Source organism: Ignavibacteriales bacterium, from assembly GCA_026390575.1.
Lineage (GTDB): Bacteria > Bacteroidota > Ignavibacteria > UBA10030 > UBA10030 > Fen-1298.
The window spans coordinates 126,598-152,846 of sequence record JAPLFR010000015.1; the positions used below are offsets into that span (position 1 = coordinate 126,598).

The following is a 26,249-nucleotide window of genomic DNA, read 5'->3' on the forward strand; positions in this document are numbered from 1 at the left end:
AATTTCCTTTTTCAATTAATGTTAAATTTGAATGATGTATTGTCACGATTCATAACAAGAAAACGGGTGAATGAGGTTCCCAGAGATTTCATTTTTTTCTCTTAGAACTTCTTACGATCTTTCATTGTGAGAAGAAGAATGGAGAATGATTCATGGGGCAAATAAAAACACTGTTATTTGATCTTGGAAACGTGCTCGCTTATATCGATTTTAATGAATTCTGGCGCTCACTCGGACTTGTGCGTCCAGAAGAAATTGCTCCGTTTGCAGATGGATATAAATCGTGGACACGCCAGTATGAAACAGGGTTTATTTCAACAAGCGAATATTTGTCTGGACTTCAATCTGTTTTCGGACGACGTTTTAATGTTAAACAACTAAAACAGGCATTTGAGAATATTATACAAGAACCTGTTGATGGAATGTTAGATATCGTGAAGCATGTATCTCAAGAACACCGAACAGCCTTAGTAAGCGATACTAATGAAATTCATTACAGACTCAGTCTCAAAAAATTAGTGGTGCTCAGCATTCTTCAGAAACATTATCTCTCATACCAATTACGCGTTATGAAACCGGCTCGTGGATTTTACGACGCAATCATTAAAGACCAAAAAATCGATCCCTCTGAAATGCTTCTCATCGATGATCTTATCACAAATGTAAATGGTGCTCAAGCAGCAGGAATGCAAGCAATAAAGTTTGAAAACCCAGCGAAGTTAGAAAAGACGTTGAAAGATCTTGGTGTTCTTTTATGATTACACTGATTACGCTGATTGATCACGGATGACAGATTTCATGGTGAGACACATCCGCGAAATCGATCATCTGCGTTTATTCTGTGTTATCTGTGGAATCACACCAATACCAGGCCGATCCATTAATGTCACTTTTCCATTGATGATTTTTGTGCCGTCAAAGATATCATTGTTGATGAGGAGTGCACCGTCTAGATCTGCCCAGTCCACCATCGGCGAGAGATGCGAAGCTGCAGAAATGGCGCAGGAAGTTTCTGTCATACATCCAAGCATTACTTTCATTCCCAGCGAACGGGCAAGTGTCAGCATTTTCTGAGCCTCGCGCATTCCTGTACTCTTCATGAGTTTGATATTAATGCCGTGGTACAGACCAACAGCATTCTTCACATCTGCAAGCCGTTGTACTCCTTCATCACCGATAATGGGGAGCGGCGATCGTTCAGTCAGCCACGCTAAATCATCAATGCGTTCTTTCGGTAGCGGCTGTTCCACCATGACCACACCGGTTTCTTTTAGCCAGTGAAGCATCTCGAGCGCTCTTTCCCTGTTTGTCCATCCTTGATTTACATCACCGGTGATCGGTTTATCCGTGACAGAACGAATGGCCTCGATCATTTCTTTGTCGGTATCGCGGCCAAGTTTTACTTTTAATATTTTATATTCTTCCGCTTCTTTTGTTTTTTGCCGCACGACATCTGCTGTGTCGATACCAATAGTGAAAGATGTGAACGGTGTTTTATTCTTGTCATATCCCCAAATGTTATACCACGGCTGCCCCATGAGCTTCCCGACAAGATCGTGCAGTGCAATATCAACCGATGCCTTTGCTGCCGGATTGTGAAGAGCAAGCGAATCGATGTCATTGAGAATAGTTTCCAGATCGAAGGGATTTTCGTATCGACTGAGGTCAACTTTTGAGAGAAACGCCTGGACACTTTCATGCGACTCACCAAGATAAGGCGGCATGGATGCTTCACCATAACCAACAACGCCATTGAATTCAATTTCTGTTAATACTACTGGCGTCGTCGTGCGAGAGTTGGTTGCAATAGTAAAGACGTGTTTTAATTCTAACGTATACGGACGATATGTCAAATTCATCTTTCCGGTGAGGAAATTGTCTGGAATACCTTCGGCAAGAGTTGTGTACGGGTTGTTCGTTATCATAGCGGCACCGGTTACCATGGCAGTGGATTTTAAAAAATCTCTTCTATTTTGATCCATCGTATAAACTCCATCAGCTGTTCAATGAAGTCAAGCTATCGAATTGAAAGGATAAATTCAAATCTTCCATGTTGAACACTTTTTTTTAAAACCATCAATCTTGTGATGGAAGTTGCAAAGATTGTCGATGTCCTCCCACTACCTCTCAGTGAAACATCTCAAGAGCTCTATGCTCAAGCGACTATATCCGCTTTTACAAAGGAAGAATACTCATTTATCTTAATGATCTTAGAAGTTCCAACCGGAGAAGAAGAAAAATAATTGGCTTTGTGGGGAAATTGTAAAATCGTTTTCGACCCTCGACTAAAAAATCCTAATTTTTGCTTGACTTTCAATGGTATTTCAGTAAATTTCATCTCCAGTGTGGGGAAAAGTGGGGAATTTGGGAAGCCTCTTTTCCTGCTAAAAAATCTATATAAATTATGAGGCATTTGTGTCGTCATTTAAAGGCAGATATTCCTATTCGGTAGATGAAAAAGGACGCGTGGCGCTTCCGGCAAAACTGCGAAGTAATCTTGCAACAAGTGCAAAAGGAAATTTTGTCGTTACACGCGGTTTCGAACGTTGTCTCTATGTCTATCCGCAAGATGAATGGAATAGATTAGAACAATTTGTGCGAGGCCTTTCATTCTTGGATGCACAACATCGTTTCTATGCACGCACATTATTTGAGCGAGCAAATGATTCAAAAATCGACGGTCAATCACGCATAACCATCCCTCCAGATCTTATGGAATTTGCCGGAATAAAAAACGAGGTATTAATTCTTGGCGTACTGGATCGAATGGAGATCTGGAACCCTGCAGTGTATGAAGAGTATCAGAGAAATCAGCCAGACACATACGAGACTGTTGCCGAGCAAGTATTTAAGCCGCAGCAATAATTCATCGGCTTTCATTGGAGGCACACACGTATCATACTCCCGTTCTGTTGCAGGAGGTTCTTTTCTACCTCCTTACCGCAAGGAACGGGTTTTATGTTGATGGAACACTCGGCGGCGGCGGTCATGCAGAAGCACTACTCGAACAGCTGACGCCATCCGGAAAGTTGATGGGGATTGATCTTGATGATGATGCGTTGGAAGCAGCGAGCAAACGTCTGGCGCGCTTTGGAACAAGTGCGATTTTTGTAAAAGAAAATTTTAGGAATATTAAATCTGTTCTTTCTCACAATAGCGTGGGGGCAGTTCAAGGCATCTTGCTCGACCTCGGTGTTTCATCGTACCAAATTGATGAACCGACAAAAGGATTTAGTTTTCAAACGGACGAAATGCTCGACATGCGTATGGATCGTCACCAGCACGTGGATGCCCAACACGTCGTTAACCAGTACGACGAACAAGCACTCGTGGATATTCTATGGACGTATGGTGAAGAAAAACATTCACGTCGAATTGCGAAAGCGATTGTGCAACAGCGCAGCAAACAGTTGATCGAAACCACGGGCCAGCTTGCGGCTCTCATAGAGCGAACTATCGGCGGACAATTTCTCAATAAAACTTTGGCGCGGGTTTTTCAAGCAATCCGCATTGAAGTGAACAATGAAATGGAAAATCTACGGCAGGCACTGTGTGATTGTATTGATGTGTTGAACCCCGGTGGGAGACTCGTTGTCGTCTCCTATCACTCGCTGGAGGATCGCTTGGTCAAATATGCTTTTCGTGCAGCATCGGCACAGTCGATTCCTTCGGGAAATAAAATTATTCCAGATACGCCGCTCAAGCCGGTACTAAAGATGTTGACTCGAAAACCTGTCACGGCATCGGAAGAAGAATTGGAATGCAACCCTCGTTCGCGAAGCGCAAAACTCCGTGCCGCAGAGAAAGTATAAGAAAAGCACTGTTTGTGGGATATGAAAAACAAAATATTGGAGAAATTTTTGCAGCGAATGCAATGGCAAGATATGGGCAACCGACTTCGCCAATTTCTATCCCGAAAATACGCGAAACACGGGATATGGTGTACAACGGACCTACAGATCCGTTAAACGACGAAACGGCACCATTCAACACATTACAGACACCGCGCGGCAAGAAACAAAAGCAGCGAAGGATTTCTCCGTTTACCATTGTATTGCTTCTTCTTGGCGGTGCAGTGTCGAGTGTTTTGTACATAGGTAATATTTTAGCTGTCGGACATCTGATGGTTCAGATTAATCAACTCCAAACAAAGCATCAGCAAATCTTGAATCAGCAGGAATTGCTTAAAGCACAGATCAACAGGTTGTCCGGGCTGGAGCGGATTCAACAGCTTGCACAGGATCAATTGGGATTGCGGAATCCCAGACAGCTTCCAGTGTGGATTGAGATTAGTCCCGAGCGAATCAACGACGTAGAAGAAGTTTTCCAACAAAAAATGGAACGCAAGCGATGACGGATCGGGAACCAGAGAATACAATTCCAGAAAAAGATACATCGTCTCTTTCTCATTCCAGGTTTTTCGTTTTAACGCTGTGCTTCCTTGCTTTCTTCGCTGTTATTGTAGTTCGATTAGTAACGATTCAAGTAATTGATTCGAGCAAGTATAAGACATTGGCGCGGAAGCAATATGAGCGTTCATTTATACTGCCGGCAACACGCGGAGATATTTTCGACCGGAATGGTAACGTTGTCGTCTCCAACACGATGTTTATTTCATTTGCCGCTGACCCCAAGATTATTGGTGACAATCAGGAGCGTGTAGCAGAAACGTTTGCAAGTATTTTCGGAAAGCCGCGTTCGTTCTATCTGGATAAGTTACAGGAGACAGATCAGAATCAAAATAATAAGCGGTTTGTCTGGCTTGAACGCAGAGTAAAACCGGAGATTGCGCGTCGTATTGAATCGGCCAAACTAGACGGTATCGTGATCATAAACGAACCGAAGCGGTTGTATCATTATGATGAACTTGCCGGCGCACTGCTTGGATTTACAGATGTTGACAATAAGGGCATCTCGGGAATTGAATTACAATATGACAACGAGATGAAAGGTGTGAACGGTTCGGTTGTGATGCAGCGGGACGGTTTAGGGCGCGTGCGTCCTTCTGCAGATTATCCGCGTCGCGAACCGGTCAACGGAAAAGATCTGTCTCTCACAATTGATGTAACATATCAGGCAATTGTTGATGAAGAACTCAAGCATGGCGTGGAGGCCAACAAAGCCGATGGCGGCTGTGCGCTGATCTTAAATCCAAAAACTGGTGAAGTGCTTGCGCTGTCCATGTATCCATGCATCAATCCGAATGATGCCGGTACGTTCAACGTGGCTGCTGCACGAAACCGGATTGTGAGCGATGTGTTCGAGCCGGGTTCGGTGTTCAAAGTTGTGACGGCGACTGCAGCGTACGAAAATAATCTCGTGGCTCCGGAAATGCGCTTCAACGCCGAGCACGGGAAAATGAAAGTATCCCTCGGTGGAAACAAATTTCGTTTGATCAGCGATTCGCATGAATTTGATATTCTCACATTTCAGGAAGCCATTGAAATGTCCAGCAACATTGTGCTGGCAAAAGTTGGTAAACTCGTGGGCGGCGAAAAGCTTTATCGCCAGGCGCGTGATTTTGGATTTGGTATGACAACAGGGATCGATCTTCCCGGTGAAGTGCGCGGTGTGCTCAAGAAGCCAAGCGATCATGATTGGTCTGGTACAACACTTCAGACGATGTCGTACGGCTATGAAATTGGTGCAACGCCGCTTCAGATAGCATGTGCCTATGCTGCCGTGGCAAATAAAGGAATATTGATGAAACCGTTCGTCATCGCCAAAGTTCAAGACGCAGACGGAAAAACGATGCTTGAACAAAAACCTCAAGCTATCCGGCGTGTGATGTCACAGCAGACTCAAAGCGAACTTATCTCGGCGTTTGAAGGAGTGGTCGAGCGCGGCACCGGAAAAGAAGCGCGTATTAATGGTGTACGTATTGCCGGTAAAACAGGTACATCCCGCAAATATGTTAATGGCAGATATGTGACAAATAATTATACCGCCTCCTTTGTCGGCTTTTTTCCTGTAGAAGATCCGCAAGTTGTATGTTTGGTGATGATGGATAATCCGAAGACAAGAGGATATTACGGCGGCAGCACAAGCGGACCGGTTTTTCGTTCAATTGCCGAACGAGTGATTACGACATCATATAAGTTTTCACGTACCGCAATTGCGCAAGAACCTGCTCTCAACGGTACAGTCTCCGTCCCTGATGTTCGTATGCTGCAGCCATCGCTGGCAAAGAAGATGCTAACGAATTACGGATTGAACTGTCAGACTTTTGGAACAGGCACGATGGTGATAAAGCAAACGCCTGAGCCGGGAAAGAAAATCGAAAAAGGCGAAACTGTCTCTCTCATTCTCAACGGTGAATCACTTGTTTCATCTGATGGAATGATTACCGTGCCGGACGTGCGCGGCATGAGCATCCGTCGTGCAATGAACCGTCTTGTTTCAGATGAATTTGAAATAAAGGTGCAAGGATCAGGTGTGGTGACACAGCAAATCCCATCAGCAGGTGAACGTGCTCGTTCGGGTTCAAGCATCCTGTTACTGTGCTCGCCGCGAAGTGTGTTGCAGGCAACACTGTTTTGATCCTAAAGTTTTCTTGGCTGGAGGTACACTCCGAGTCCGTGAACAGTAGAAAATATTTTATCTAATGAAAGGTTTCTGATTTCTCATGAGGCTTTCTCAACTTCTTGAAGGCGTCACTGTTTCCAAATTATTCCAGACGATGTACGGCCAAATGGTTGTTACACACGAGGTGGAAATAGGTAAGGTACAGTACGACTCGAGAAAAATTCAGCGTGGTGACTGTTTCGTTGCGATCAAAGGTACGGCGAGTGACGGACAGACATTTATTCAAAGCGCTATTAATCAAGGTGCAAAGGTTGTGGTGCTTCAAGATGATACAGTTCTTCCTGATCCGTTATGCATGCACGCAGGCGTCATTAAGGTCGTTGTTCCGAATGCTCGAAAAGCACTTGCTCTCATGTCAGCAAATTATTTTGGTCATCCGTCAAAAAAATTAAAATTTGTCGGTATCACAGGAACAAATGGAAAAACCACAACATCACATCTCGTCAAAGCGATTATGGAGGCGGGCGGAGAAAAAGCTGGTTTGGTCGGAACCATCGAATACACGATCGGCGAGCAAATTATTCCGGCAACGCATACGACACCTGAATCCTTGGAGTTGAACGAATTGTTCGCATCGATGGTAGAAAACAACTGCACTGCTGTTTCCATGGAAGTATCATCACATGCGCTGGATCAATCCCGTGTGTATGGATTAGATTTCGATGTTGCCGTTTTCACCAACTTAACGCAAGATCATCTTGATTATCACGTCACGATGGAAAATTATTTCGAGGCGAAGAAAATCTTATTTACGCGTTTGAAGCCATCGCATTGTGCAGTTATCAATAATGATGATCCATGGGGAGTTCAACTGCTCGGCTTTATCAAAGCGAAGAAAATTTCGTATGGTTTCAACTTGACTGCAGATGTGTTCGCAAAGGAAGTCAAACTGAGTATAGACGGGACAACATTCGTTGTCAGCAATGGACAACAAGAATGCACGGTTTCAACATCGCTCATTGGCAAGTTTAACGTGTATAATGTTCTTGCGGCTTATGCGACAGGTGTAGGGCTTGGGCTTCCGCAAGAACAGATTCTTGTAGGTATCAAGAATTTAAAAAATGTACGAGGCAGATTTGAACGCATTGCTTCTCCTGGCGGATGGACGGCTATCGTTGATTATGCGCATACCCCCGATGCACTTGAGAATTGTTTAAAAACTATCCACGATGTTTTGCCCTCAAAAAATCGTGGTCACATCATTACGGTATTTGGCGCGGGCGGTGACCGTGATAAAACGAAACGCCCGATCATGGGACGAATTGCAGGCGACTACAGTGATCTCGTCATTGTAACTTCGGACAATCCGCGGTCAGAAGTACCGGAGACAATCATCGATGACATTATGCGGGGTATAACCCGGCATGCAAGCGTCTTGCGTGAAGTGGATCGACAGACGGCAATTGAACGCGCAATCAAATGTGCAAAAAGTGGCGATGTTATCCTCATCGCAGGCAAAGGGCATGAGGATTATCAAATAATAGGTAAAGAGAAAAAACATTTTAGCGATCGCGAAATTGTAGAAAGCCTTTTATGATGACGCTGATGCTACAGAGCTGCCGCAGATTACTTATTCCGCAGATATCCAATCTCTGTCATCCGCCCTCTGCAATCCATCAGCGTAATCAGAGCAATCAATAATGAAACTGACAAAATCTGACATATTAGCAATACCACACTTCAAAGCGATTGGTTTCGACGGACTGAAAAATTTTAAGGTTACTGGCATCGCTATAGATTCGCGAATACTGAAAACCGGCGAGTTGTTCTTGGCTGTTCGCGGCGATCAGTTCGATGGACACAACTTCATCTCTAAAGCAATGGAAGCAGGTGCAGCCGGTATCATTGTCGAGCGCCGCTGGGCAGATGTTAATGCCTCGATGATGGTCAGCATCAATATTCCACGCCTTATTGTCGAAAACACAATTCAAGCGCTAGGAAAACTTGCCAACATCTATCGCCACAAATTTGATATTCCAGTTATCGCTATAGGCGGATCAAACGGTAAAACTACAACAAAGGATATGATCCGGAGCGTACTTGAAACGAAATATCATGTGCTATGTACAGAAGGAAATCTGAACAATCATATCGGTGTGCCGCAAACACTCTTCCGTTTGGAAAAGAAGCACGAGGTTGCGATTGTTGAGATTGGCACGAATCATCCTGGTGAAATCGACTACCTGTGCTCTATTCTAGAACCAACGCATGGGTTGCTCACAAATATCGGCAGGGAACATTTGGAATTCTTTGACTCACTGGAAGGAGTTGCTAAAGCGGAAGGCGAATTGTTCGTTTGGATAGCAAAGCATCATGGCATCGTTCTTGTTAATGCAGACGACAAACATCTTGTTCGTTTATCTAAGAAGAATAAAAGAATAGTGAGTTTTGGGCTCTCTACGCGTGGAGTCTCTATCAAAGGGACGATTGAATCGTTTAACGCACATGCACAAGCATTGCTGCATATAAAACCGAGAGGCAAGAAGGCATTTGAAGTCACCGTAGGAGTTTCCGGAGAACATAATGCAAAGAATGCCCTTGCCGCTGCCGCTGTAGGAATAAAGTTGAATGTGCCGCTTGCGAATATTCAGAAATCACTCGCTTCATTCCAATCCTCCAGTAAGCGAATGCAATTACAGCGCATAGCACAAATAACAATTCTCAACGACACATACAATGCAAACCCGGATTCCACACTTGCAGCATTAGCAACCTTGCAGGCAATGAAAGCGACGGGTAAGAAAATTGCGGTTCTCGCCGACATGCTGGAACTTGGCGGGCAGGCAGAAGAGCTTCATCAGCACATTGGAAAGAATACAACGCGATACGGTATTGACATTCTTCTCACCTTCGGTTCACTTTCAAAATTTATTCACGACGCTGCTTTAGTGGGAACGAAAGCACATTTTGAAAATAAATCTACGCTCATAGAATACTTACTGCACACGCTCGCCGATGGTGATGTTGTGCTCGTCAAAGGATCACGCGGAATGAAAATGGAAGAAGTTGTTATGAATCTCAGTGAACAGCTTTCACCAAAGACAGGGATCTAACACATGCTGTTCTATCTTTTTACGTATCTGCACAAGACGTTCAACGTTCCCGGCCTTGGAATATTCCGTTACATTACATTCCGCGCTGGTGCTGCTGCAATCACGGCGCTCATTATTTCATTCTGGCTCGGACCAATAATTATTCGCAAACTTCGTGACTATCAAATCGGCGAGTCGGCAAAACTTGAAGCGCCCAAGTCGCATTTGGCAAAAGCCGGCACACCGACAATGGGCGGATTGATTGTACTCTTATCAGTGATCATTCCTGCGCTTCTCTGGACAGATTTGAAAAATGGGTACATCTTGCTCATTCTGTTTGTTACAGTTATGCTTGGTGCTGTCGGTTTTTTAGATGACTTCCTCAAAGTTGTCCGAAAGAAACCCAAAGGACTCATCGGTAAGTATAAAATTGCAGGACAAGTCTTCGTCGGCTTAGTCGTTGGCGGTGTTATATATTTCTTTCCACAATGGATTGATCAAACACTTGTGCCATTCAAATCGAGCACGACAGTGCCGTTCATGAAAAACCTAGAGTGGAATTTAGGAGTGTTCTACATCCCGGTTGTCATCTTTATCATTACAGCAACATCGAATGCAGTGAATCTCACAGACGGCCTCGACGGCCTCGCTATAGGCACGGTTGGGATAGTCTGCGGGACGCTCGCTATTATTACCTATGTTTCAGGACATGCCGTTTGGAGTCAGTACCTGACAATTCCTTTTCTGCGTGGCAACGGCGAGCTTGCGATTTACTGTGCTGCAATCAGCGGGGCGGCGCTTGGATTTCTTTGGTTCAATTCACATCCTGCGCAGGTATTTATGGGTGATACCGGCTCGCTAGCGCTCGGCGGCATTATCGGCGCGATGTGTGTTCTGATAAAAAAAGAATTACTCCTGCCGACACTTGGCGGCATTTTTTTAATGGAAACTGTCTCGGTTATTATACAGCGAATGTATTTCAAGTATACCAAGAAACGGTACGGCGAGGGCAGGCGAGTGTTTAAAATGGCTCCGATTCACCATCATTTTGAAATGCTTGGTTGGCCGGAACCAAAGATCGTTACAAGATTTTATATCATCGCCATTCTGTTAATGATTTTAAGTCTGGCAACATTTAAGGTGCGGTAATTTTCGTCATGGATATCAATATTCTTCATAATAAAAAAGTTTCTGTTATCGGCGCGGCGCGCAGTGGTGTCGCAGTAGCAACGTTGTTAAAATCGCATGGCGCTCTTGTATTTGTTAGCGATTCGTCTGTTGCAGATAAACTCCAATCCTCGCTTCCCAATCTCCAACTAGAAAAAATTGAATATGAAGTTGGCAGGCACAGCGATCGTGTTTATGAATGTGAGTTGATGGTGGTCAGTCCCGGTGTACCCAGCAATGCGCCGGTAGTTCTTGAAGCACAAAAGCGAAAGATGAAGGTCGTTAGTGAACTTGAAGTTGGTAGTTGGTTTTGCCGGGCGCCTATTGTTGCAATCACCGGCAGTAATGGAAAAACAACAACCACAACATTAACGGGAAGGATACTGAGCGATGCAGCGAAAAAACATGTTGTTGCTGGTAACATTGGAACGGCATTCTCATCTGTCGTTTTGGACTTGGCTGAGACAGATGTTGCTATTCTGGAAGTGAGCAGTTTTCAATTAGACCATATTGATAAGTTCCGGCCAAAAGTTTCCGTCCTGCTCAACATTACGCCTGATCATATGGATCGATATGATCACTCGATGGAAAAATATGCTGCTTCGAAGGCACGTGTGTTCAAAAATCAGCGAGCCGATGATGTGCTTATCTATAATGTAGATGACGCTTGGACAACTAAGGTAGTTTTGAATGCACAGTGCCGTAAGCTTGGTTTTAGCGTGAATCAAAAGCTGCCCAAAGGAGCGTTCATTGAAAATGGCAAACTTGTCACGTCCTTTAGTGGCATGAGGACAGAAGTCATCGATGTCAACCAGATCTTTATCAAAGGCATGCACAATCTTTACAATGCGATGGCAGCAGTGCTTGTAGGACAACTGCTGAAGGTTGATGCACCATTGATTCAATCAACGTTAAAAACATTTGAAGGAGTAGAACACCGTCTTGAATTTGTTCGCAAACTCAACGATGTCAGTTACTACAACGATTCAAAAGCAACAAACGTCGATTCTGTATGGTTCGCTTTACAATCATTCAAAGAACCCATAGTGCTGTTCTTAGGCGGCCGCGATAAAGGAAATGATTATTCCAGATTAACAGAACTTGTACGCAAACAGGTAAAAACAATTGTCGCTATTGGCGAATCGGCAAACCTCGTCGAACAGGCGTTCAAAGGTGCGACAGTGATTAAAAAGGCGTCGTCGATGGAAGAAGCTGTTGATATAGCACGCTTTCTTGCACAACCGGGAGATGTGGTTCTCCTTTCTCCAGCCTGTGCTTCGTTTGATTGGTTTAAGAACTACGAACATCGTGGTGAAGTATTTAAACAATTGGTGAATAAGCTATGATTTCATGGATGATACGGATTAAACGCAGATTACAGATTTCGCTGATAAAAAATCAACTAAATAAATATTTTGTTGTAAATCAGTGCAATCTGTCATCAGTGGAACATCTGCGTAATCAGAATAATCAATGTTAAAAATACAACGCAATCATATTGACATCTGGCTTCTTATCGTCGTCCTTGGACTCATGGTCGCAAGTCTCGGAATAGTGTACAGCGCATCTGCGGAATGGTCGTTTAAACGATTCGACACGCAGAGTCATTACCTTGATCTGCACGCGATAAAAATTTTATTAAGTATTGCCGCCTTATTTGTGGGATTAAGTATTCCTTACACTATGTACAAAAAATTCACCAAGACAGCACTTGTTCTCGCAGTGCTATTCTTGGCAGTAACCTTTGTGCTCGGAGGTGAAACCAAAGGAGCTGTGCGCTGGCTGCGTTTTGGCGGATTAGGATTTCAGCCATCCGAGTTTGCAAAGTTTGCACTTCTCTTTCATATAAGCCTGCTCATGGCTACGAAAGGCGAACATATACGAGACTTTAATAAAGGATTTCTCCCTGTCATCATTTGGATTGGTGTTGTAACAGGATTGGTGTTAGCACAACCGAACCTGAGTACTGGCATAATGTTGTTTGCGTTAACGATCGTACTTTTATTTGTCGGGCATGTAAGGATGACACATCTTTTTGGAATGATCGTTGTTGCCGTCTGTTTGTTCGCGCTCTATGTGCTCTTTATGGCATATGTCCTGAAGCGTCCGTACCAGCTAGAACGTATTATGCACTTCGTGCGTGGAAATCCAAACGGACAGCATAATTATCAACTTTGGCAGGGCATCATCGGTTTTGGCAACGGCGGTTTGTTCGGCGTTGGCCCCGGCGAAAGCCGCCAACGGGATTTATTCCTGCCAGAATCGTACAACGATTTTGTGTATTCGATTGTTGGGGAAGAATATGGATTGCTCGGTACACTCCTTGTGCTGGGTGCATTTCTATTTGTGATGCTGCGCGGCTTTAGGATTGCTAAACACGCGAAAGACGATTTTGCAAGATTCCTCGCAGTCGCTATTGCAAGTACGATTACGTTGTATGCATTGGTTAATGCAAGCGTGGCGCTGGGACTTCTTCCCACCACCGGCTTACCGATGCCGTTTATCAGTTATGGTGGTTCATCTCTTATGCTGTCGGCATTCTCCATCGGTGTGCTGTTGAACATTTCCGCGCATACGGATTTACATCCGCGAGCAGTAAAAACAGAAAAAGAAACTATGGAAACGCTTGGATCAGAGACTGGACTCGGAAAAGTGTATTGACGCGTGTCGAACGAGCGACTAAAAATTCTCATAGCGGCTGGTGGAACCGGCGGGCATGTATTTCCGGCAATTGCTATCGCAGATGAAATAAAAAAGCTGAGAACACATGCAGAAATTATATTTATTGGTACAAAAGAAAAAATTGAATCGCGCGTTGTTCCTCAACGAGGATATCCGCTTGAGTTTATTTGGATCAGCGGATTTCACCGCAGTGTGCGGATGGATAATTTTCTGTTTCCAATAAAAGTTGTTGTATCGCTTGTGCAGTCGTTCTTTCTCATGAAGCGGTTTCAGCCGGATATTGTCATTGGAACCGGCGGGTATGTATGCGGGCCCGTGTTGTATGCTGCGTCGCTGCTTGGAATTCCAACGGTTGTTCATGAATCGAACAGCTATCCGGGAATAACAACGCGGATGCTGTCAACAAGAGCAACGAGAATCTTTACGGCATTTGATGCTACGGCTCGCTGGTTAAAGCGGAAGGACAATATCGAATTGGCAGGCACACCGACACGGGATGTACTCGGAACTGTATCGCGTGAAGATGGAATAAGGTTTTTCAATCTTGATCCATTGAAAAAGACGATGTTTGTGTTCGGCGGAAGTCTCGGTGCAACATCCATCAATCAGGCAGTAAAATTATTGGTGAATGATGTTGCTGATTTCAATATTCAATTGATCTGGCAAACGGGCAGCACTGATGCGACATTGGCAAAGGAAATGGCAGCGAGGAAGAATTGCTGGGTGAATACATTCATTGATAAAATGGAATATGCATACGCGGCTGCTGATGTGGTTGTGTGCCGTGCCGGTGCAACCACACTTGCGGAATTAACTCGGCTTGGCAAAGCATCGGTATTAATTCCGTATCCGCATGCCGCCGCTGATCATCAGACATTCAATGCGCAGACATTGGTAGATGCCGGCGCGGCCGTGATGATCGCAGATCGAGATGTAAAGATGAAATTAAAAGATGTTTTGAATTCTATAATGAACGATGATAAGAAACGCCTGCAGATGAACGAAGCAAGCCGCGCGATCGGAAAACCGAATGCCGGCAGAGAAATTGCCCAGCGAATTCTTGAACTGGCAAAGTAAGTGTGTGTGTAGAAATATTTCATGAAAGAGTATTAGATGTTTAGTTCAATAAAGAAATTACATTTTATCGGGATTGGCGGCATCGGTATGAGCGGCATTGCAGAAATATTGCTCGACCAAGGATTCAAAGTCAGCGGATCTGACCGATCTCTGTCCGAAGTCACCGAACGCCTCCAAAGTCTCGGTGCTATCACCTTTGAAGGACATCGTGCAAGCAACATTGCGAACGATGTGGATACAGTTGTGTATTCATCCGCTGTTCAACCGGATAACCCGGAAATTCTTGAGGCGCAGAGGCGAAAGATTCCTGTTGTGCGAAGAGCAGAAATGCTTGCAGAAGTCATGCGTTTGAAATACGGTATAGGCATTGCTGGTACACACGGAAAAACTACAACAACATCGATGACAAGTCTCGTTCTCATGGAAGGCGGACTTGATCCGACTGTTATCGTCGGTGGAAAACTCAGCGGACTCGGCGGAACGAATGCACGGCTTGGACGCGGAGAATTTATTGTCGTAGAAGCGGATGAGTATGATCGGTCATTTTTATCTATCTCGCCGACTATTGCTGTACTGACAACGCTCGAGACCGACCATCTTGATTGCTATCGAGATTTGGAAGACATCAAAAGCGCGTTTATTCAATTCGGCAATAAAATACCGTTCTACGGATTCATTGTTCTATGCCTTGATGAGCCGGCGCTTTTGGATATCATGCCAAATCTCAGCAAGAAAAAAATTATAACATACGGTCTCAATCCGCAAGCAGATGTACAAGCAGTTGATATCCATCATAAAGATAATACCACAACGTTCACACTTCTACGCAGTAATAACGAACTCGGTTTGATCACGCTTCAAGTGCCGGGCAAGCATAACGTGCAGAATTCACTTGGTGCAATTGCCGTCGGACTGGAGCTTGGTGTTCCATTTGAAAAAATTAAATCAGGCATTGAAAAGTTTTCCGGTGTTTATCGCAGATGGGAAAAGAAAGGCGAACGCAATGGCATTGCAGTCTATGACGACTATGCACATCATCCAACCGAGTGCAGGGCTACACTTTCCGGTGTAAAAGCCGGCTGGCGCCGCCGTGTCGTGTGTGTCTTTCAACCGCACCTCTACAGCCGCACGCGTGATTTCTATGAAGACTTTGGCAAGTCGTTTCTCTTGTCCGATGTGCTCGTTGTGACGGATGTCTATCCGGCACGTGAAGAACCGATTCAAGGCGTGAGCGGCGAGTTAATTGTGAATGCGGCACAGCAGTTTGGTCACAAGGATGTTCATTACGTGCCAGATAAAAAACAGGTTCCTGCATTTCTCAAAACCATTGTCAAGTCTGGTGATATTGTTATTACGATGGGCGCGGGCGATATCTGGAAATACGGTGAAGAATTCTTAAAACTATTTTCAAATAAATGATTTCTCTAACGGACATACAGAAATTTCTTCGCGGGAACATTGCTGTCGATGTGCCAATGACAAAGTACACGTGGATGAAAGTCGGAGGGCCTGCGGATTTCTATATCGAACCAGCGGACAAGAATGATTTGATTTCCATTGTCGAGTATTTCCGTGTGAATCACTATTCCTGGATAATGCTTGGACGCGGCAGCAACGTGCTCATCAGCGATGAGGGAGTTCGCGGGGCTGTCCTCAATATTGAAAATTCGCTTTCAGGCATCCGCATGGAAAATAGTTTGGTGTTCGCTGAGGCTGGCGTGCGGTTGACCAGGTTTGTAGATTTCTGTATCCAAAACGAACTTGCCGGCGTAGAAATGCTTGCCGGAATTCCAGGCACGATCGGCGGAGCAGTAGTAATGAATGCTGGTGCGCACGGTGGAGAAATTGCAGACCATCTCGTGGAAGTAGAAGTTATTCGTGACGGCATTGTTCAGCGAATTCAAAAAGACGAAGAATCTTTTACCTATCGACACTCTCGTTTTGCCGATGATGTTGTATTGGGTGCAACGTTCAAATTAAAGGATGGGGATAAAGAAAAACTTTCAGCACTACGACGCGAGTTCATTTTAAAGCGCAACGAAACACAGCCGTTGGAGTATCCAAATCTCGGCAGCATGTTTAAGAATCCGCCGAATACATTTGCTGCAAAGTTGATCGAGCAAGCCGGACTCAAAGGTAAACGCGTAGGCAATGCACAGATTTCAGAAAAACATGCCAACTTCATTGTCAATCTAGGTAATGCAAAAGCGGCAGACATAGTGAGACTGATCGATTTAGTAAAACGCACGGTATATCAAAATTCTGGTTTGATGTTGGAATTAGAAGTAAAGATGGTGGGGTTTTCGAATTTCGCAAAGGAAGCCGCATGAGCGGAATAAAACATAAAATTGCCGGCGTGTCAGTGCTCGTCACCATTGTGATTTGTCTTGTATTCGGTGCGAACGCTTGGAAATCAAGTCTGAAAATAAAACAGATTAAGGTCGATGGCAACCGAATTGTCGGAGCAAATGAGATTCTTCAACTCACCCAAGTTCAGATGAACACGCTTCTGTATAATGTTGACTTAACGGCAGTTCAGCGGAATGTGATGAGTCATCACTATATAAAAGATGCACTAGTGGAACGCAACCTGCCTAATTCCATCCATATTCAAGTTCTGGAACGTGTTCCGATCGCAATCGTGAACCGCGCTGAAACAATGTATTTGGATGAAAATGGCGTGGTGCTTCCAAGAAGTATTTCGCACAGATTATTTGATCTGCCAATGATCAGCGGAATTTCGGCCAGCGAACCGATGGTCTTAGGTTCAATCATCAAACAGCCGGATGTTATTGAAGCATTGCAGCTGCTGAGCACGATGAAGACAGTGAATCGTCCGATGTATCATAATATCTCAGAAGTGCAATTGCGGAATGGGGGCGATATTGTCGTTTATTCGGCAGAAGGCGGCGTGCCTATCATCTTCGGGCGCGATGAAATGCCCAGTAAATTAGTACGGTTAGAAACTTTTTGGAACACTATAGTGCGTACACGCGGTACACAATTGCTGCAGTATGTAGATTTACGCTATCAAGATCAAGTTGTAGCAAGTTGGAAATCCGAACCATCGGCGACGAAAAGCCTATAGCGGCAAAGCTCTGATGGAAGAACTATTGACTATAAGGAAGTAGCATGGAACAAGATATTGCAGTTGGGTTAGATATTGGCACAACGAAAGTATGCGCAATCGTCGCGTCGCCGGATGATAATTATCCCGGTAAATTGAAAATTCTCGGCATCGGAAAAAGCGCATCGGAAGGATTGACGCGTGGCGTTGTAACGAACATTGAAAAAACTGTTCGCTCTATTCAAGCAGCGGTGCAAGATGCCGAGCAGCAATCCGGTGTAAAGATCACAACCGTTACGGTTGGCATCGCAGGTGACCACATCCAAAGCTTTCAAAGCCGCGGTGTCATCAGTATCAGCAGGCCGGAAAATGAAATCACACAGGAAGATGTTGATCGGCTGATTGAAGACACCAAACGTGTCGCGCTCCCGCTCGACAGAAAAATTATTCACGTTATTCCGCAACAGTTTATTGTTGATGGACAGGATGGAATTTATGATCCAGTTGGTATGTCCGGCGTGCGGATGGAAGCAGTTGTCCATATTATCACCGGACTTGTCACAGCGGCGCAAAACATTTATAAATGTGTTCAACGCGCCGGTCTGCATGTTAATGATATGGTGCTTGAACCGCTTGCATCAAGTTATGCGGTATTGGATGATGAAGAAAAAGAAGTTGGTGTGGCGCTGCTGGATATTGGCGGCGGCACGACGGATCTTGCAGTATTTGAAGAGCGCACGATTCGCCATACCGCTGTCATCGGTATTGCCGGCAAAAAAGTAACAGACGATATTCGCAAAGGATTCGGCATTTTGACAGATCAAGCAGAAAGAACGAAAGTTGAATACGGTTTCACATATGAACCGGCAATTGTGGATAACCAGCCGATTCAACTTCCCGGCATCGGCGGCCGCGCGCCCATAGATATTGACAAACGGCTTCTATGCAAAGTAATACAACCGCGGATGGAAGAGATTCTAGAATTTGCCGCGATGGAAATCAAGCGCTCTGGATATTCCAAGCATCTCTCGGCTGGCGTCGTCCTTACAGGCGGCGGATCGCTTATCAAAGGAACAGCTGATCTTGCCAAAGAAGTACTGGGCATGCCCGTAAAGATTGGAATTCCTGGCGGGTTCAGCTCCGGACTCGTGCGGGAAATTGAAAATCCTATTTATGCAACCGGGGTTGGATTAGTAATGCACGAATTGAAAAACCGGGACCGATCAGGAGTAAAAGCTGTTATTCAGGATGGAAAAGGAAAAACAATTTTCCAAAAAATGAAATCATGGTTTGATGAGTTGTAAACGAGACAGCAGAAGAACAGATTACAGATGACAGAAAAAAGATAGAACCATGCATAATTTTAGAAAATTACATGTATATCAAAAAGGATTATTGTTAAGTATGGATGTTAGAAAAGTGACAAATGATTTTCCAAAGAGAGAATTATTCTCGCTGACGTCTCAATTCCAAAGAGCTGTAGATTCAATTGTGCTTAATATTGCAGAGGGTGCAGGTAATCGATCGAACAAGGAATTCGCTAAGTTCTTAGATTATGCAATCCGTTCTGCTCATGAGTGTATTGGATGCATTGATATTGCTTTAGAAAATAAATATACAACTGAACAACAACATAAATATCTATTTGAACAAATTGATGAAATCATTGCAATGCTTATTGGCTTTCAACGAACAATTATTAAAGATTAAGTTTCAGTCTGCATTCTGTAGTCTGCCGACTGTGTAATGAAATAGAATTAGTAATTACTAACAAACAACAAACTAACTTAAAAGGAGAATATACCGTGCCTATCGAACTTGATATACCATCTGGTCGAGGAGCAAAAATTCGTGTCATTGGCGTTGGCGGAGGAGGCGGTAATGCCGTCAATAGCATGATCGACAAAGGACTAACCGGCGTCGACTTTGTTTCCATTAATACAGATCTTCAAGCATTGGAGCGCAGCAAAGCCGAGCACAAACTTCAAATCGGCAAAAATCTCACACGCGGTCTTGGTGCAGGCTCTGACCCCAGCATCGGATTCCGTGCCGTGGAAGAGGACCGAGAAGAGATCGCCCAATCGCTAAGCGGGTGCGATATGGTTTTCATCACAGCAGGAATGGGCGGTGGTACTGGAACAGGCGGCGCTCCGTTGGTGGCAAACATTGCAAAAAGCGTTGGTGCGCTTGTGGTTGGCATTGTAACGAAACCGTTTAATAGTGAAGGAAAAAAGCGGAATGAACAAGCTATAGAAGGAATTGAAGAGCTGAAAAAGAATGTCGATACACTTATCGTCATTCCAAACCAGAAGCTACTCGATCTCATTGATCGCCGCACTCCAATTATGGAAGCGTTTGAGATTGCAAATCAGGTGCTCTATAATGCCACCCGTGGAATCTCGGAGGTCATCACGATTCCTGGTTATATCAATGTCGACTTCGCTGATGTCCGCACGATCATGAAAGAAATGGGCGATGCGCTCATGGGTACCGGAATTGCTACTGGTGATAATCGTGCAACGGAAGCGGCGCAAATGGCAATTTCTAGTCCGCTGCTTGAAGGTGTCTCTATCGCCGGTGCGCAGGGCATTCTTATCAACATCACAGGCGGCAAGGAACTCAGTCTGACCGAAGTGGATGAAGCGACAAAAATCATTCACGAAGCGGCAGGCGAAGAAGCGAATGTCATCCTCGGTACTGTGATCGATGAGAATATGACGGAAGAAATTATGGTCACCGTCATCGCGACGGGATTCAACAAGCGCGCGGCGGCAATACAACGGCCAGCAAAACCAGCTGCAAAATTAATCGATCATGTCCCCGTAGGTCCAACCGAACTTCAACGGTTCGACGTGCCAACCTATGCCCGGCGCGGCGTGGAAATTCCAAATACACCGCTCCGCGAAGTTGGAATGCGCGAGAAAATTGATAAATCCGATTCAGAACGTCCGGCGTTTCTGAGAAAAATTATGGATTAAAAATACAATCGTACCATATTAAAAAAATGAGTTTCCGTCCATTCTCTCTTGCACGGTGGGAATGAAGGATGGTTCACATATCTCCGGTCTTCCAGTTCCGGGTCGTTATCTCCGGGAGGCCGGAGTTTTTTATTATGGTAACATCTTTTTCAAACTCTAGACAAGTCTCAACAAAAAACATTAATATTTTTTCTGAGCAATGGAAATATATAAACAAAAACGGAGAATCCTGTAAAGAACTCTCCGTTTTGTTATTTAGGAGGCCGCTGTTTATTTGCGGGTGCGGTGAACCCATAAAAATGTATCTTGGATTATTCGAAAATCAGTTCAAAGATTTTTTTCCGAATTATTTTTCGTTATTTTCCTTCAAGGAACGATAGTTTAATGAGTATTCATTGAGCTTTACCGCCCTCTCAGCAACTGCGCTGAAAAATGCATCCGTGGTCTTATAATGACATGTAGCCTCTTCTTTGAAGAAAGCCGTGTTAGCAAACACTGCTTTCGCTAATGATGCTCTATATTGAATTGTCGGTGTTGCAGCATGCGCTGCAATAGTATCAATTCTATTTTGGATCATCGGAAATTTGTCCGCAGGAAGATCCAGTTGTATCATCGTAACAGTAGCAAGAGCGTTTTCAATATAATGGTTGTTCTGAGATTTTAAAAGGGACGCATACGCGAGATCCAGTTGTTCTTTCGCTTCAGCAGAATATCCTTTGAGAGCAGGATAAAAGGTTTGCGCCTGTGAAAGACCGGTTATTACAACTATCATCAGTGCAGCCAATATCATTTGTTTCTTGTTCATAACATCCTCCTGTAAAAGTGTGGGTTTATAATTCGTCGACTGGTACTTAATACGCCCACGATACGCTAAAGATGTCACCGTTCGGTCAGGAATTGTAAATTATTGTCATGGAATGAGTCTCTCTACTTCCAAGTTGTTATCTCCGGGAGACCGGAGTATTTTTTGATTCTAAAAATATTTTTTGGTTGACTATTGATTTTTTGAAACTTCTATCGTATTATTACGATATAAGAACTATGGGAACATCAAAGAAAGAAGCTTTTAGTAATAGTCAGAATCGGCTTGCTGATTTAGCGAAAGCCCTGGCGCATCCGGCGCGCATCGCGATCCTCGAATTTCTTGCCAAGAAGGATACATGCATCTGCGGGGATATCGTCGAAGAACTTCCATTATCGCAGGCAACTGTTTCACAGCATCTTGCCGAGTTGAAACGCGTCGGTCTTATTAAAGGTGATATTGAAGGACCGCGAGTCTGTTATTGTATTAATCAGAAAGCATGGGGCGAGGCGAAACAACTCCTATCTCAATTTCTTGTTAATGCAAAAAATTGTTGTTGATATTTTTTTACCCTAACCAATCGTAATATTGCGATAAACAATAATTGGAGAAAATATATGAACACGGAACAAGAAATAAAGGAGATGGTAAAAGAGAAATATGGAGCCATCGCCGAACAATCAAAACAACAGAACCAGTCTTCCTGCTGCGGGAGCACATGTGGATGTTCAAATGTCGAGTTTTCCATTATGGCAGAAGATTACAAAAAACTTCCCGGGTACGTTGCTGATGCCGATCTCGCATTAGGGTGCGGGTTGCCGACGGAGTTTGCTCAGATCGAACCGAGTGACACCGTCGTTGATCTTGGTTCGGGCGCGGGAAATGATTGCTTTATTGCACGCTCTATTGTAGGCGAGACCGGTCGGGTCATCGGGATCGATATGACGGAAGCAATGATTGCCAAAGCAAAAGCAAATGCTGTAAAACTTGGATTCACGAATGTAGAATTTCGTCTCGGTGATATCGACAACATGCCGGTTGAAGACAACACGGCCGATGTCGTTGTGAGCAATTGTGTGATGAACCTTGTCCCCAACAAACAGAAAGCATTTTCTGAAACATTCCGTATTATTAAGCAAGGCGGACATTTCAGCATCTCGGATATTGTTCTGCAAGGAGAGCTTCCGGATGATTTGCGCAACGAAGCGACATTGTATGCAGGATGTATTTCCGGTGCAGTTCAAAAAGAAGAGTATTTACGCATTATTAAAGAAGCAGGATTTACAAACATCGTCGTTCAAAAAGATCGCAAGATCGATATTCCGAATGAAATACTAGCAAAGTTTCTTTCAGTCGAGTTACTAAGAGAGTACAAAAAAAGCCACATTGGTATTTTTAGTGTTACAGTGTATGCGGAAAAACCATAAAAGATTTTTATCAAAAAAGACAGTACTCTATAAAAATTGAAAAGTTGAAAAACAGTACCCCAGAATGAATAAACCTATTTCTGAAATTATTCAACAACGCTTCTCCTGTCGCACATATCTTGATAAACCCATTGGAGAAGATGACCGGCGAACAGTGATGGATTTTCTAGAACTGAACCGCACAGGACCTTTTGGAACCCAATCGCGGTTTGCACTCATTGCAGCGACCGAGTACGATCGAAAATCTCTCAAGGGACTTGGTACTTATGGTTTCATCAAGAACGCAACAGGTTTTATTGTTGGAGCAGTGGAACATGGATCAAAAAACCTAGAAGATTATGGATACCTCTTGGAACATGCTGTCCTCGTTGCGACTGACATAGGGTTAGGGACATGTTGGCTTGGAGGATCCTTTACAAAGAGCAGTTTTGCAAAAAAGATTTCAGCAACAAGCACAGAAATAATACCGGCGGTTACAGCAATCGGATATATCGCAGGCAACGATAATATCAGAGGTCAGATACGCAAGCGTGCGGGCGCACAGCACCGACTTCCCAAGGAAAATTTATTCTTTGATAAGTTTTTTGGAAATCCAATTAATGAAGAAAATATCGGCATGTATGCGCAGGTGCTCGAAATGGTTCGCTGGGCGCCTTCAGCTTCAAACAAACAACCCTGGCGGCTTGTTCGAAACGGGAATGCATGGCATTTCTATCTCCAGCGAACAAAAGGATATGGAAAAGGCAGTCTGATATTCAATTTATTGCGGCTTGCAGATTTGCAACGAGTGGATATGGGTATTGCGATGTGCCACTTTAAATTCGCTGTGCGTGAGCTCGGTTTGCAGGGTTCTTGGATTATCGATGAACCAAAATTAACAATTCCTGAAGGTACCGAGTACACAGTCAGTTGGATTACCTCTTGAATCGATAAGTGAAGAAGAAGCCAGAGATTAAATCTATGTCAAAACGTATTCTTATTCTTTGCACCGGCAATTCCTGCAGAAGCCAAATGGCAGAAGGGTTTCTGAAGTCGTTCGATTCGAAACTGGAAATCTTTTCTGCTGGAACCAATCCAGCAGTGCGTGTTTCGTCACATGCGTATCAGGTCATGAAAGAAATTGACATAGACATCGGCGGCGGCCATCCAAAATCGGTTGAGCAATTCATTGGTGAACCGTTCGATTATATCATCACAGTGTGTGATCATGCAAAAGAAATTTGCCCGATTTTTGCTGGAAACGTAAAACACCAGCTCCATATCGGGTTCGATGATCCGGCAGAAGCACAAGGCACGGAAGATGAAGTGCTTGCAGTATTTCGGCGAGTACGGGACGAAATCAAAGAACAGTTTTATGAATTTTATAAATCAAAGCTGAAAGATAATCAAGGATAGCATATGGGATGCTCTGATCAAAAATGCGGATGCGGGAATACGAACGAGTTGGTTTCTATTACCAGGAAAGAAGTCAATCAGAATTATTGCCAATCACCTGCAGAAGAAGGAACCAAACCGGCAGTGATCAACCGCAATTTCATTATAGGCGCAATTCCAACTCCAGCGGGAGCAGTTCCAAAGATTACTACTCGCTTGGATGTATCGGATTTTCTTGGTGCTGTGAAAGTACGTTGGGGCCTTGGAAGAGATCGGTATCGTATCGACCCGGGACTCTACGCTGTGGGAACACCGAACGAACGCTCAGATGTCCTCGTGACCGCCAACTATAAGCTGTCCTTTGATAAGGTTCGCAAAAATCTCGAGGGGATGAACGTATGGCTTATGGTCTTGGATACAAAAGGAGTCAATGTGTGGTGCTCGGCCGGAAAAGGAACATTCGGAACGAAAGAACTTATCAACCGAATATACATAACTTCTCTTGACAAAATCGTGCAGCACAGGCGCATCATTCTTCCGCAGCTTGGCGCCGTTGGTGTTGCCGCGCATCTGGTCAAAGAAACTTCCGGATATACCGTGATTTATGGGCCTGTGAGAGCGTCTGATATTCCGTCATTCATACATGCAGGATATAAAGCATCCAAAGAAATGAGGCGTGTAAAGTTTGAATGGTACGACCGCCTGAAGCTTGTCCCCAACGATCTAATATATAATCTCCGATATCTAGGCATATTGCTGGTATTCTTTTTTATTCTTTCCGGAATCAATAGAGATGGATTTTCTCTTCGGCAAGCATCCGGGCACATAGTTTTTCTTTCTCAAATAATTGTAGCAGGATATATTTCTGGAATAGTCTTGACTCCGCTCCTGCTCCCATATCTTTTGTTCCGCAGCTTTTCTTTTAAAGGACTCCTTATGGGAGTCATTGTCTCATCGATCATTGTAGCAGGAAAGTCATTTGAAAATACAATTTTTATTACTCCAACAATATTTTTTCTTCTTTCTGGTATTTCATCATTTCTCGCAATGAATTTTACCGGAGCGTCGACATTCACATCTCTTGCAGGAGTCAAGAAGGAAATGAGAATTGCAGTGCCGGTACAAATTGCTTCTGTAGTCATTGCCGTGATTCTCATCATTCTTCATGGTACATTCTCAGGAAGGTAATCCTATGAACAGACTACGATATTATTCTGAGGTTGTCACCCTCCAACTGATCCAGGAGAAGTGCAATAACTGCGGTATGTGTGTGAAGGTGTGCCCGCATGAAGTTTTTGAGCTGAAAGATAAGAAGGTTCGCATTGTCGGCCGTGATTTTTGCATGGAATGCGGCGCATGTAAAAAGAACTGTCCGCAGGGAGCGATTCTCCTTGATGTGGGAGATGGATGCGGATGTGCTGCAGGAATTATACAAGGTGCATTTAACGGTACAGCTCCAACATGCGGCGGCCCGGACGAGGTTTCTTGCAATTAATTTGACCAGATTCATTCTATCAATAAGTAGTCATTTATGGTATAGTACAGTTCCATTCCGGAGTGCATCTGTTTCGGAATGAAAAGTGCAACAAATATCTTATCCTGCTACCTCAAGTTAGTCAATTACTAATTCTCTTAATGTCGCTTGACAATCACTTTCTTCTGTGTTATATTTCGTTAGTTGACGAAATATAGGAGCATATAATGAAACGTGATTATGTAAATGTATTCAAGGCGCTAAGCGACCCCAATCGAATTCGCATTGTGAAGATGCTCTGTAAGCGCGAACTGTGTATGTGTGAAGTACGGGAAATGCTTAATCTTTCCAATTCGACAGTCTCCCAACATCTGACAATTCTTAGAAACGCCGATCTTCTTTTGGATTCAAAGGAAGGGAAATGGGTGAACTTCCGAATTAATGATAAATCTGATCGTAAATTTATTCGTTCTACCATCAATCTTATTAAAAATTCATTTGAAGACGACGACATAGTGCAGGCAGATCTAAAAAAGGTCTTTCGCGTCGATCGAATCAAAATAACAAAACTCTGAATCCCGAAA

General features: G+C 44.0%; 27 protein-coding genes. 24 read left to right on the plus strand and 3 right to left on the minus strand.

What is annotated here, in order from left to right; genetic code table 11:
* Positions 1 to 152 precede the first annotated feature (152 nt).
* Positions 153 to 758, plus strand: a complete 606-nt coding sequence (locus NTX44_11785; protein MCX6122279.1) for an HAD family phosphatase — start codon at positions 153 to 155, stop codon at positions 756 to 758.
* A gap of 66 nt (positions 759 to 824) precedes the next feature.
* Here NTX44_11785 and NTX44_11790 read toward each other — a convergent pair whose 3' ends face one another.
* Entirely contained in the window at positions 825 to 1,982 is a 1,158-nt protein-coding gene (locus NTX44_11790; protein ID MCX6122280.1) for a dipeptide epimerase, read from the minus strand.
* 173 nt (positions 1,983 to 2,155) lie between these two features.
* On the minus strand, positions 2,156 to 2,425 hold the full coding sequence (locus NTX44_11795; GenBank protein ID MCX6122281.1) for a hypothetical protein: 270 nt from the start codon (positions 2,423 to 2,425) through the stop codon (positions 2,156 to 2,158).
* On the opposite strand from NTX44_11795, the gene mraZ reads away from it, so the two are divergent.
* From mraZ to ftsZ, 16 genes are all read left to right on the plus strand, one after another.
* Entirely contained in the window at positions 2,416 to 2,865 is a 450-nt protein-coding gene (mraZ, locus tag NTX44_11800) for a division/cell wall cluster transcriptional repressor MraZ (GenBank protein ID MCX6122282.1), read from the plus strand. The two genes, NTX44_11795 and mraZ, sit on opposite strands and share 10 nt — an antisense overlap.
* Positions 2,866 to 2,879: 14 nt before the next feature.
* Complete coding sequence (rsmH, locus tag NTX44_11805; protein MCX6122283.1) at positions 2,880 to 3,812, plus strand: 16S rRNA (cytosine(1402)-N(4))-methyltransferase RsmH; 933 nt, start codon at positions 2,880 to 2,882, stop codon at positions 3,810 to 3,812.
* 14 nt (positions 3,813 to 3,826) lie between these two features.
* The gene (locus NTX44_11810; GenBank protein ID MCX6122284.1) at positions 3,827 to 4,354 is read left to right on the plus strand and encodes a septum formation initiator family protein; all 528 of its coding nucleotides are present in this window, start codon (positions 3,827 to 3,829) and stop codon (positions 4,352 to 4,354) included.
* Positions 4,351 to 6,540, plus strand: coding sequence for a penicillin-binding transpeptidase domain-containing protein (locus NTX44_11815; GenBank protein MCX6122285.1), 2,190 nt, complete (start codon positions 4,351 to 4,353; stop codon positions 6,538 to 6,540). The genes NTX44_11810 and NTX44_11815 overlap by 4 nt, the downstream gene beginning before the upstream one ends.
* An 85-nt stretch (positions 6,541 to 6,625) precedes the next feature.
* Positions 6,626 to 8,122, plus strand: coding sequence for a UDP-N-acetylmuramoyl-L-alanyl-D-glutamate--2,6-diaminopimelate ligase (locus NTX44_11820; protein ID MCX6122286.1), 1,497 nt, complete (start codon positions 6,626 to 6,628; stop codon positions 8,120 to 8,122).
* Positions 8,123 to 8,225: 103 nt separating this feature from the next.
* Entirely contained in the window at positions 8,226 to 9,638 is a 1,413-nt protein-coding gene (gene murF / locus NTX44_11825; GenBank protein MCX6122287.1) for a UDP-N-acetylmuramoyl-tripeptide--D-alanyl-D-alanine ligase, read from the plus strand.
* Positions 9,639 to 9,641: 3 nt separating this feature from the next.
* Positions 9,642 to 10,766 carry a phospho-N-acetylmuramoyl-pentapeptide-transferase gene (mraY, locus tag NTX44_11830; protein MCX6122288.1) on the plus strand — a complete coding sequence of 375 codons (1,125 nt, stop codon included), beginning with the start codon at positions 9,642 to 9,644 and terminating at the stop codon, positions 10,764 to 10,766.
* 8 nt (positions 10,767 to 10,774) lie between these two features.
* Entirely contained in the window at positions 10,775 to 12,130 is a 1,356-nt protein-coding gene (murD, locus tag NTX44_11835; protein ID MCX6122289.1) for a UDP-N-acetylmuramoyl-L-alanine--D-glutamate ligase, read from the plus strand.
* 127 nt (positions 12,131 to 12,257) lie between these two features.
* A complete protein-coding gene (locus NTX44_11840; GenBank protein ID MCX6122290.1) occupies positions 12,258 to 13,445 on the plus strand; it encodes a putative peptidoglycan glycosyltransferase FtsW in 1,188 nt (395 codons plus the stop codon).
* A gap of 3 nt (positions 13,446 to 13,448) precedes the next feature.
* Positions 13,449 to 14,543, plus strand: coding sequence for an undecaprenyldiphospho-muramoylpentapeptide beta-N-acetylglucosaminyltransferase (gene murG, locus NTX44_11845; protein ID MCX6122291.1), 1,095 nt, complete (start codon positions 13,449 to 13,451; stop codon positions 14,541 to 14,543).
* A gap of 36 nt (positions 14,544 to 14,579) precedes the next feature.
* Positions 14,580 to 15,962: a UDP-N-acetylmuramate--L-alanine ligase gene (murC, locus tag NTX44_11850; protein MCX6122292.1), complete on the plus strand. Its 1,383-nt coding sequence runs from the start codon at positions 14,580 to 14,582 to the stop codon at positions 15,960 to 15,962.
* Entirely contained in the window at positions 15,959 to 16,873 is a 915-nt protein-coding gene (murB, locus tag NTX44_11855) for a UDP-N-acetylmuramate dehydrogenase (GenBank protein MCX6122293.1), read from the plus strand. The genes murC and murB overlap by 4 nt, the downstream gene beginning before the upstream one ends.
* Complete coding sequence (locus tag NTX44_11860; protein MCX6122294.1) at positions 16,870 to 17,631, plus strand: FtsQ-type POTRA domain-containing protein; 762 nt, start codon at positions 16,870 to 16,872, stop codon at positions 17,629 to 17,631. Before murB ends, NTX44_11860 begins: the two co-directional genes overlap by 4 nt.
* 44 nt (positions 17,632 to 17,675) lie before the next feature.
* The gene (gene ftsA, locus NTX44_11865; protein MCX6122295.1) at positions 17,676 to 18,914 is read left to right on the plus strand and encodes a cell division protein FtsA; all 1,239 of its coding nucleotides are present in this window, start codon (positions 17,676 to 17,678) and stop codon (positions 18,912 to 18,914) included.
* A 49-nt stretch (positions 18,915 to 18,963) separates the two neighbouring features.
* The gene (locus tag NTX44_11870) at positions 18,964 to 19,320 is read left to right on the plus strand and encodes a four helix bundle protein (GenBank protein MCX6122296.1); all 357 of its coding nucleotides are present in this window, start codon (positions 18,964 to 18,966) and stop codon (positions 19,318 to 19,320) included.
* Between the two features lie 95 nt (positions 19,321 to 19,415).
* Positions 19,416 to 20,588: a cell division protein FtsZ gene (gene ftsZ / locus NTX44_11875; protein ID MCX6122297.1), complete on the plus strand. Its 1,173-nt coding sequence runs from the start codon at positions 19,416 to 19,418 to the stop codon at positions 20,586 to 20,588.
* A gap of 346 nt (positions 20,589 to 20,934) precedes the next feature.
* Here ftsZ and NTX44_11880 read toward each other — a convergent pair whose 3' ends face one another.
* The gene (locus tag NTX44_11880; protein MCX6122298.1) at positions 20,935 to 21,393 is read right to left on the minus strand and encodes a hypothetical protein; all 459 of its coding nucleotides are present in this window, start codon (positions 21,391 to 21,393) and stop codon (positions 20,935 to 20,937) included.
* Between the two features lie 236 nt (positions 21,394 to 21,629).
* On the opposite strand from NTX44_11880, the gene NTX44_11885 reads away from it, so the two are divergent.
* The 7 genes from NTX44_11885 to NTX44_11915 all read left to right on the plus strand — a co-directional run bounded on the left by NTX44_11885 (position 21,630) and on the right by NTX44_11915 (position 26,240).
* Positions 21,630 to 21,950, plus strand: a complete 321-nt coding sequence (locus tag NTX44_11885) for a metalloregulator ArsR/SmtB family transcription factor (GenBank protein MCX6122299.1) — start codon at positions 21,630 to 21,632, stop codon at positions 21,948 to 21,950.
* Positions 21,951 to 22,007: 57 nt separating this feature from the next.
* On the plus strand, positions 22,008 to 22,817 hold the full coding sequence (locus NTX44_11890; protein MCX6122300.1) for an arsenite methyltransferase: 810 nt from the start codon (positions 22,008 to 22,010) through the stop codon (positions 22,815 to 22,817).
* Between the two features lie 64 nt (positions 22,818 to 22,881).
* Positions 22,882 to 23,742: a hypothetical protein gene (locus NTX44_11895; protein ID MCX6122301.1), complete on the plus strand. Its 861-nt coding sequence runs from the start codon at positions 22,882 to 22,884 to the stop codon at positions 23,740 to 23,742.
* A gap of 35 nt (positions 23,743 to 23,777) precedes the next feature.
* Positions 23,778 to 24,212, plus strand: coding sequence for an arsenate reductase ArsC (locus NTX44_11900; protein MCX6122302.1), 435 nt, complete (start codon positions 23,778 to 23,780; stop codon positions 24,210 to 24,212).
* 3 nt (positions 24,213 to 24,215) lie between these two features.
* Positions 24,216 to 25,379, plus strand: a complete 1,164-nt coding sequence (gene hgcA, locus NTX44_11905; GenBank protein MCX6122303.1) for a mercury methylation corrinoid protein HgcA — start codon at positions 24,216 to 24,218, stop codon at positions 25,377 to 25,379.
* A 4-nt stretch (positions 25,380 to 25,383) separates the two neighbouring features.
* The gene (gene hgcB / locus NTX44_11910; GenBank protein MCX6122304.1) at positions 25,384 to 25,686 is read left to right on the plus strand and encodes a mercury methylation ferredoxin HgcB; all 303 of its coding nucleotides are present in this window, start codon (positions 25,384 to 25,386) and stop codon (positions 25,684 to 25,686) included.
* Between the two features lie 206 nt (positions 25,687 to 25,892).
* Positions 25,893 to 26,240: a metalloregulator ArsR/SmtB family transcription factor gene (locus tag NTX44_11915; protein ID MCX6122305.1), complete on the plus strand. Its 348-nt coding sequence runs from the start codon at positions 25,893 to 25,895 to the stop codon at positions 26,238 to 26,240.
* Positions 26,241 to 26,249 lie beyond the last annotated feature (9 nt).

Bases quoted from the DNA above. Each gene is read 5' to 3' on its own strand.
- NTX44_11785 (MCX6122279.1), top strand. From the start codon at position 153: ATGGGGCAAATAAAAACACTGTTATTTGATCTTGGAAACGTGCTCGCT.
- NTX44_11790 (MCX6122280.1), bottom strand. From the start codon at position 1,982: ATGGATCAAAATAGAAGAGATTTTTTAAAATCCACTGCCATGGTAACC.
- NTX44_11795 (MCX6122281.1), bottom strand. From the start codon at position 2,425: ATGACGACACAAATGCCTCATAATTTATATAGATTTTTTAGCAGGAAA.
- NTX44_11815 (MCX6122285.1), top strand. From the start codon at position 4,351: ATGACGGATCGGGAACCAGAGAATACAATTCCAGAAAAAGATACATCG.
- NTX44_11820 (MCX6122286.1), top strand. From the start codon at position 6,626: ATGAGGCTTTCTCAACTTCTTGAAGGCGTCACTGTTTCCAAATTATTC.
- murF (MCX6122287.1), top strand. From the start codon at position 8,226: ATGAAACTGACAAAATCTGACATATTAGCAATACCACACTTCAAAGCG.
- mraY (MCX6122288.1), top strand. From the start codon at position 9,642: ATGCTGTTCTATCTTTTTACGTATCTGCACAAGACGTTCAACGTTCCC.
- murD (MCX6122289.1), top strand. From the start codon at position 10,775: ATGGATATCAATATTCTTCATAATAAAAAAGTTTCTGTTATCGGCGCG.
- NTX44_11840 (MCX6122290.1), top strand. From the start codon at position 12,258: ATGTTAAAAATACAACGCAATCATATTGACATCTGGCTTCTTATCGTC.
- murC (MCX6122292.1), top strand. From the start codon at position 14,580: ATGTTTAGTTCAATAAAGAAATTACATTTTATCGGGATTGGCGGCATC.
- murB (MCX6122293.1), top strand. From the start codon at position 15,959: ATGATTTCTCTAACGGACATACAGAAATTTCTTCGCGGGAACATTGCT.
- NTX44_11860 (MCX6122294.1), top strand. From the start codon at position 16,870: ATGAGCGGAATAAAACATAAAATTGCCGGCGTGTCAGTGCTCGTCACC.
- ftsA (MCX6122295.1), top strand. From the start codon at position 17,676: ATGGAACAAGATATTGCAGTTGGGTTAGATATTGGCACAACGAAAGTA.
- NTX44_11870 (MCX6122296.1), top strand. From the start codon at position 18,964: ATGCATAATTTTAGAAAATTACATGTATATCAAAAAGGATTATTGTTA.
- NTX44_11880 (MCX6122298.1), bottom strand. From the start codon at position 21,393: ATGAACAAGAAACAAATGATATTGGCTGCACTGATGATAGTTGTAATA.
- NTX44_11885 (MCX6122299.1), top strand. From the start codon at position 21,630: ATGGGAACATCAAAGAAAGAAGCTTTTAGTAATAGTCAGAATCGGCTT.
- NTX44_11890 (MCX6122300.1), top strand. From the start codon at position 22,008: ATGAACACGGAACAAGAAATAAAGGAGATGGTAAAAGAGAAATATGGA.
- NTX44_11895 (MCX6122301.1), top strand. From the start codon at position 22,882: ATGAATAAACCTATTTCTGAAATTATTCAACAACGCTTCTCCTGTCGC.
- NTX44_11900 (MCX6122302.1), top strand. From the start codon at position 23,778: ATGTCAAAACGTATTCTTATTCTTTGCACCGGCAATTCCTGCAGAAGC.
- hgcA (MCX6122303.1), top strand. From the start codon at position 24,216: ATGGGATGCTCTGATCAAAAATGCGGATGCGGGAATACGAACGAGTTG.
- hgcB (MCX6122304.1), top strand. From the start codon at position 25,384: ATGAACAGACTACGATATTATTCTGAGGTTGTCACCCTCCAACTGATC.
- NTX44_11915 (MCX6122305.1), top strand. From the start codon at position 25,893: ATGAAACGTGATTATGTAAATGTATTCAAGGCGCTAAGCGACCCCAAT.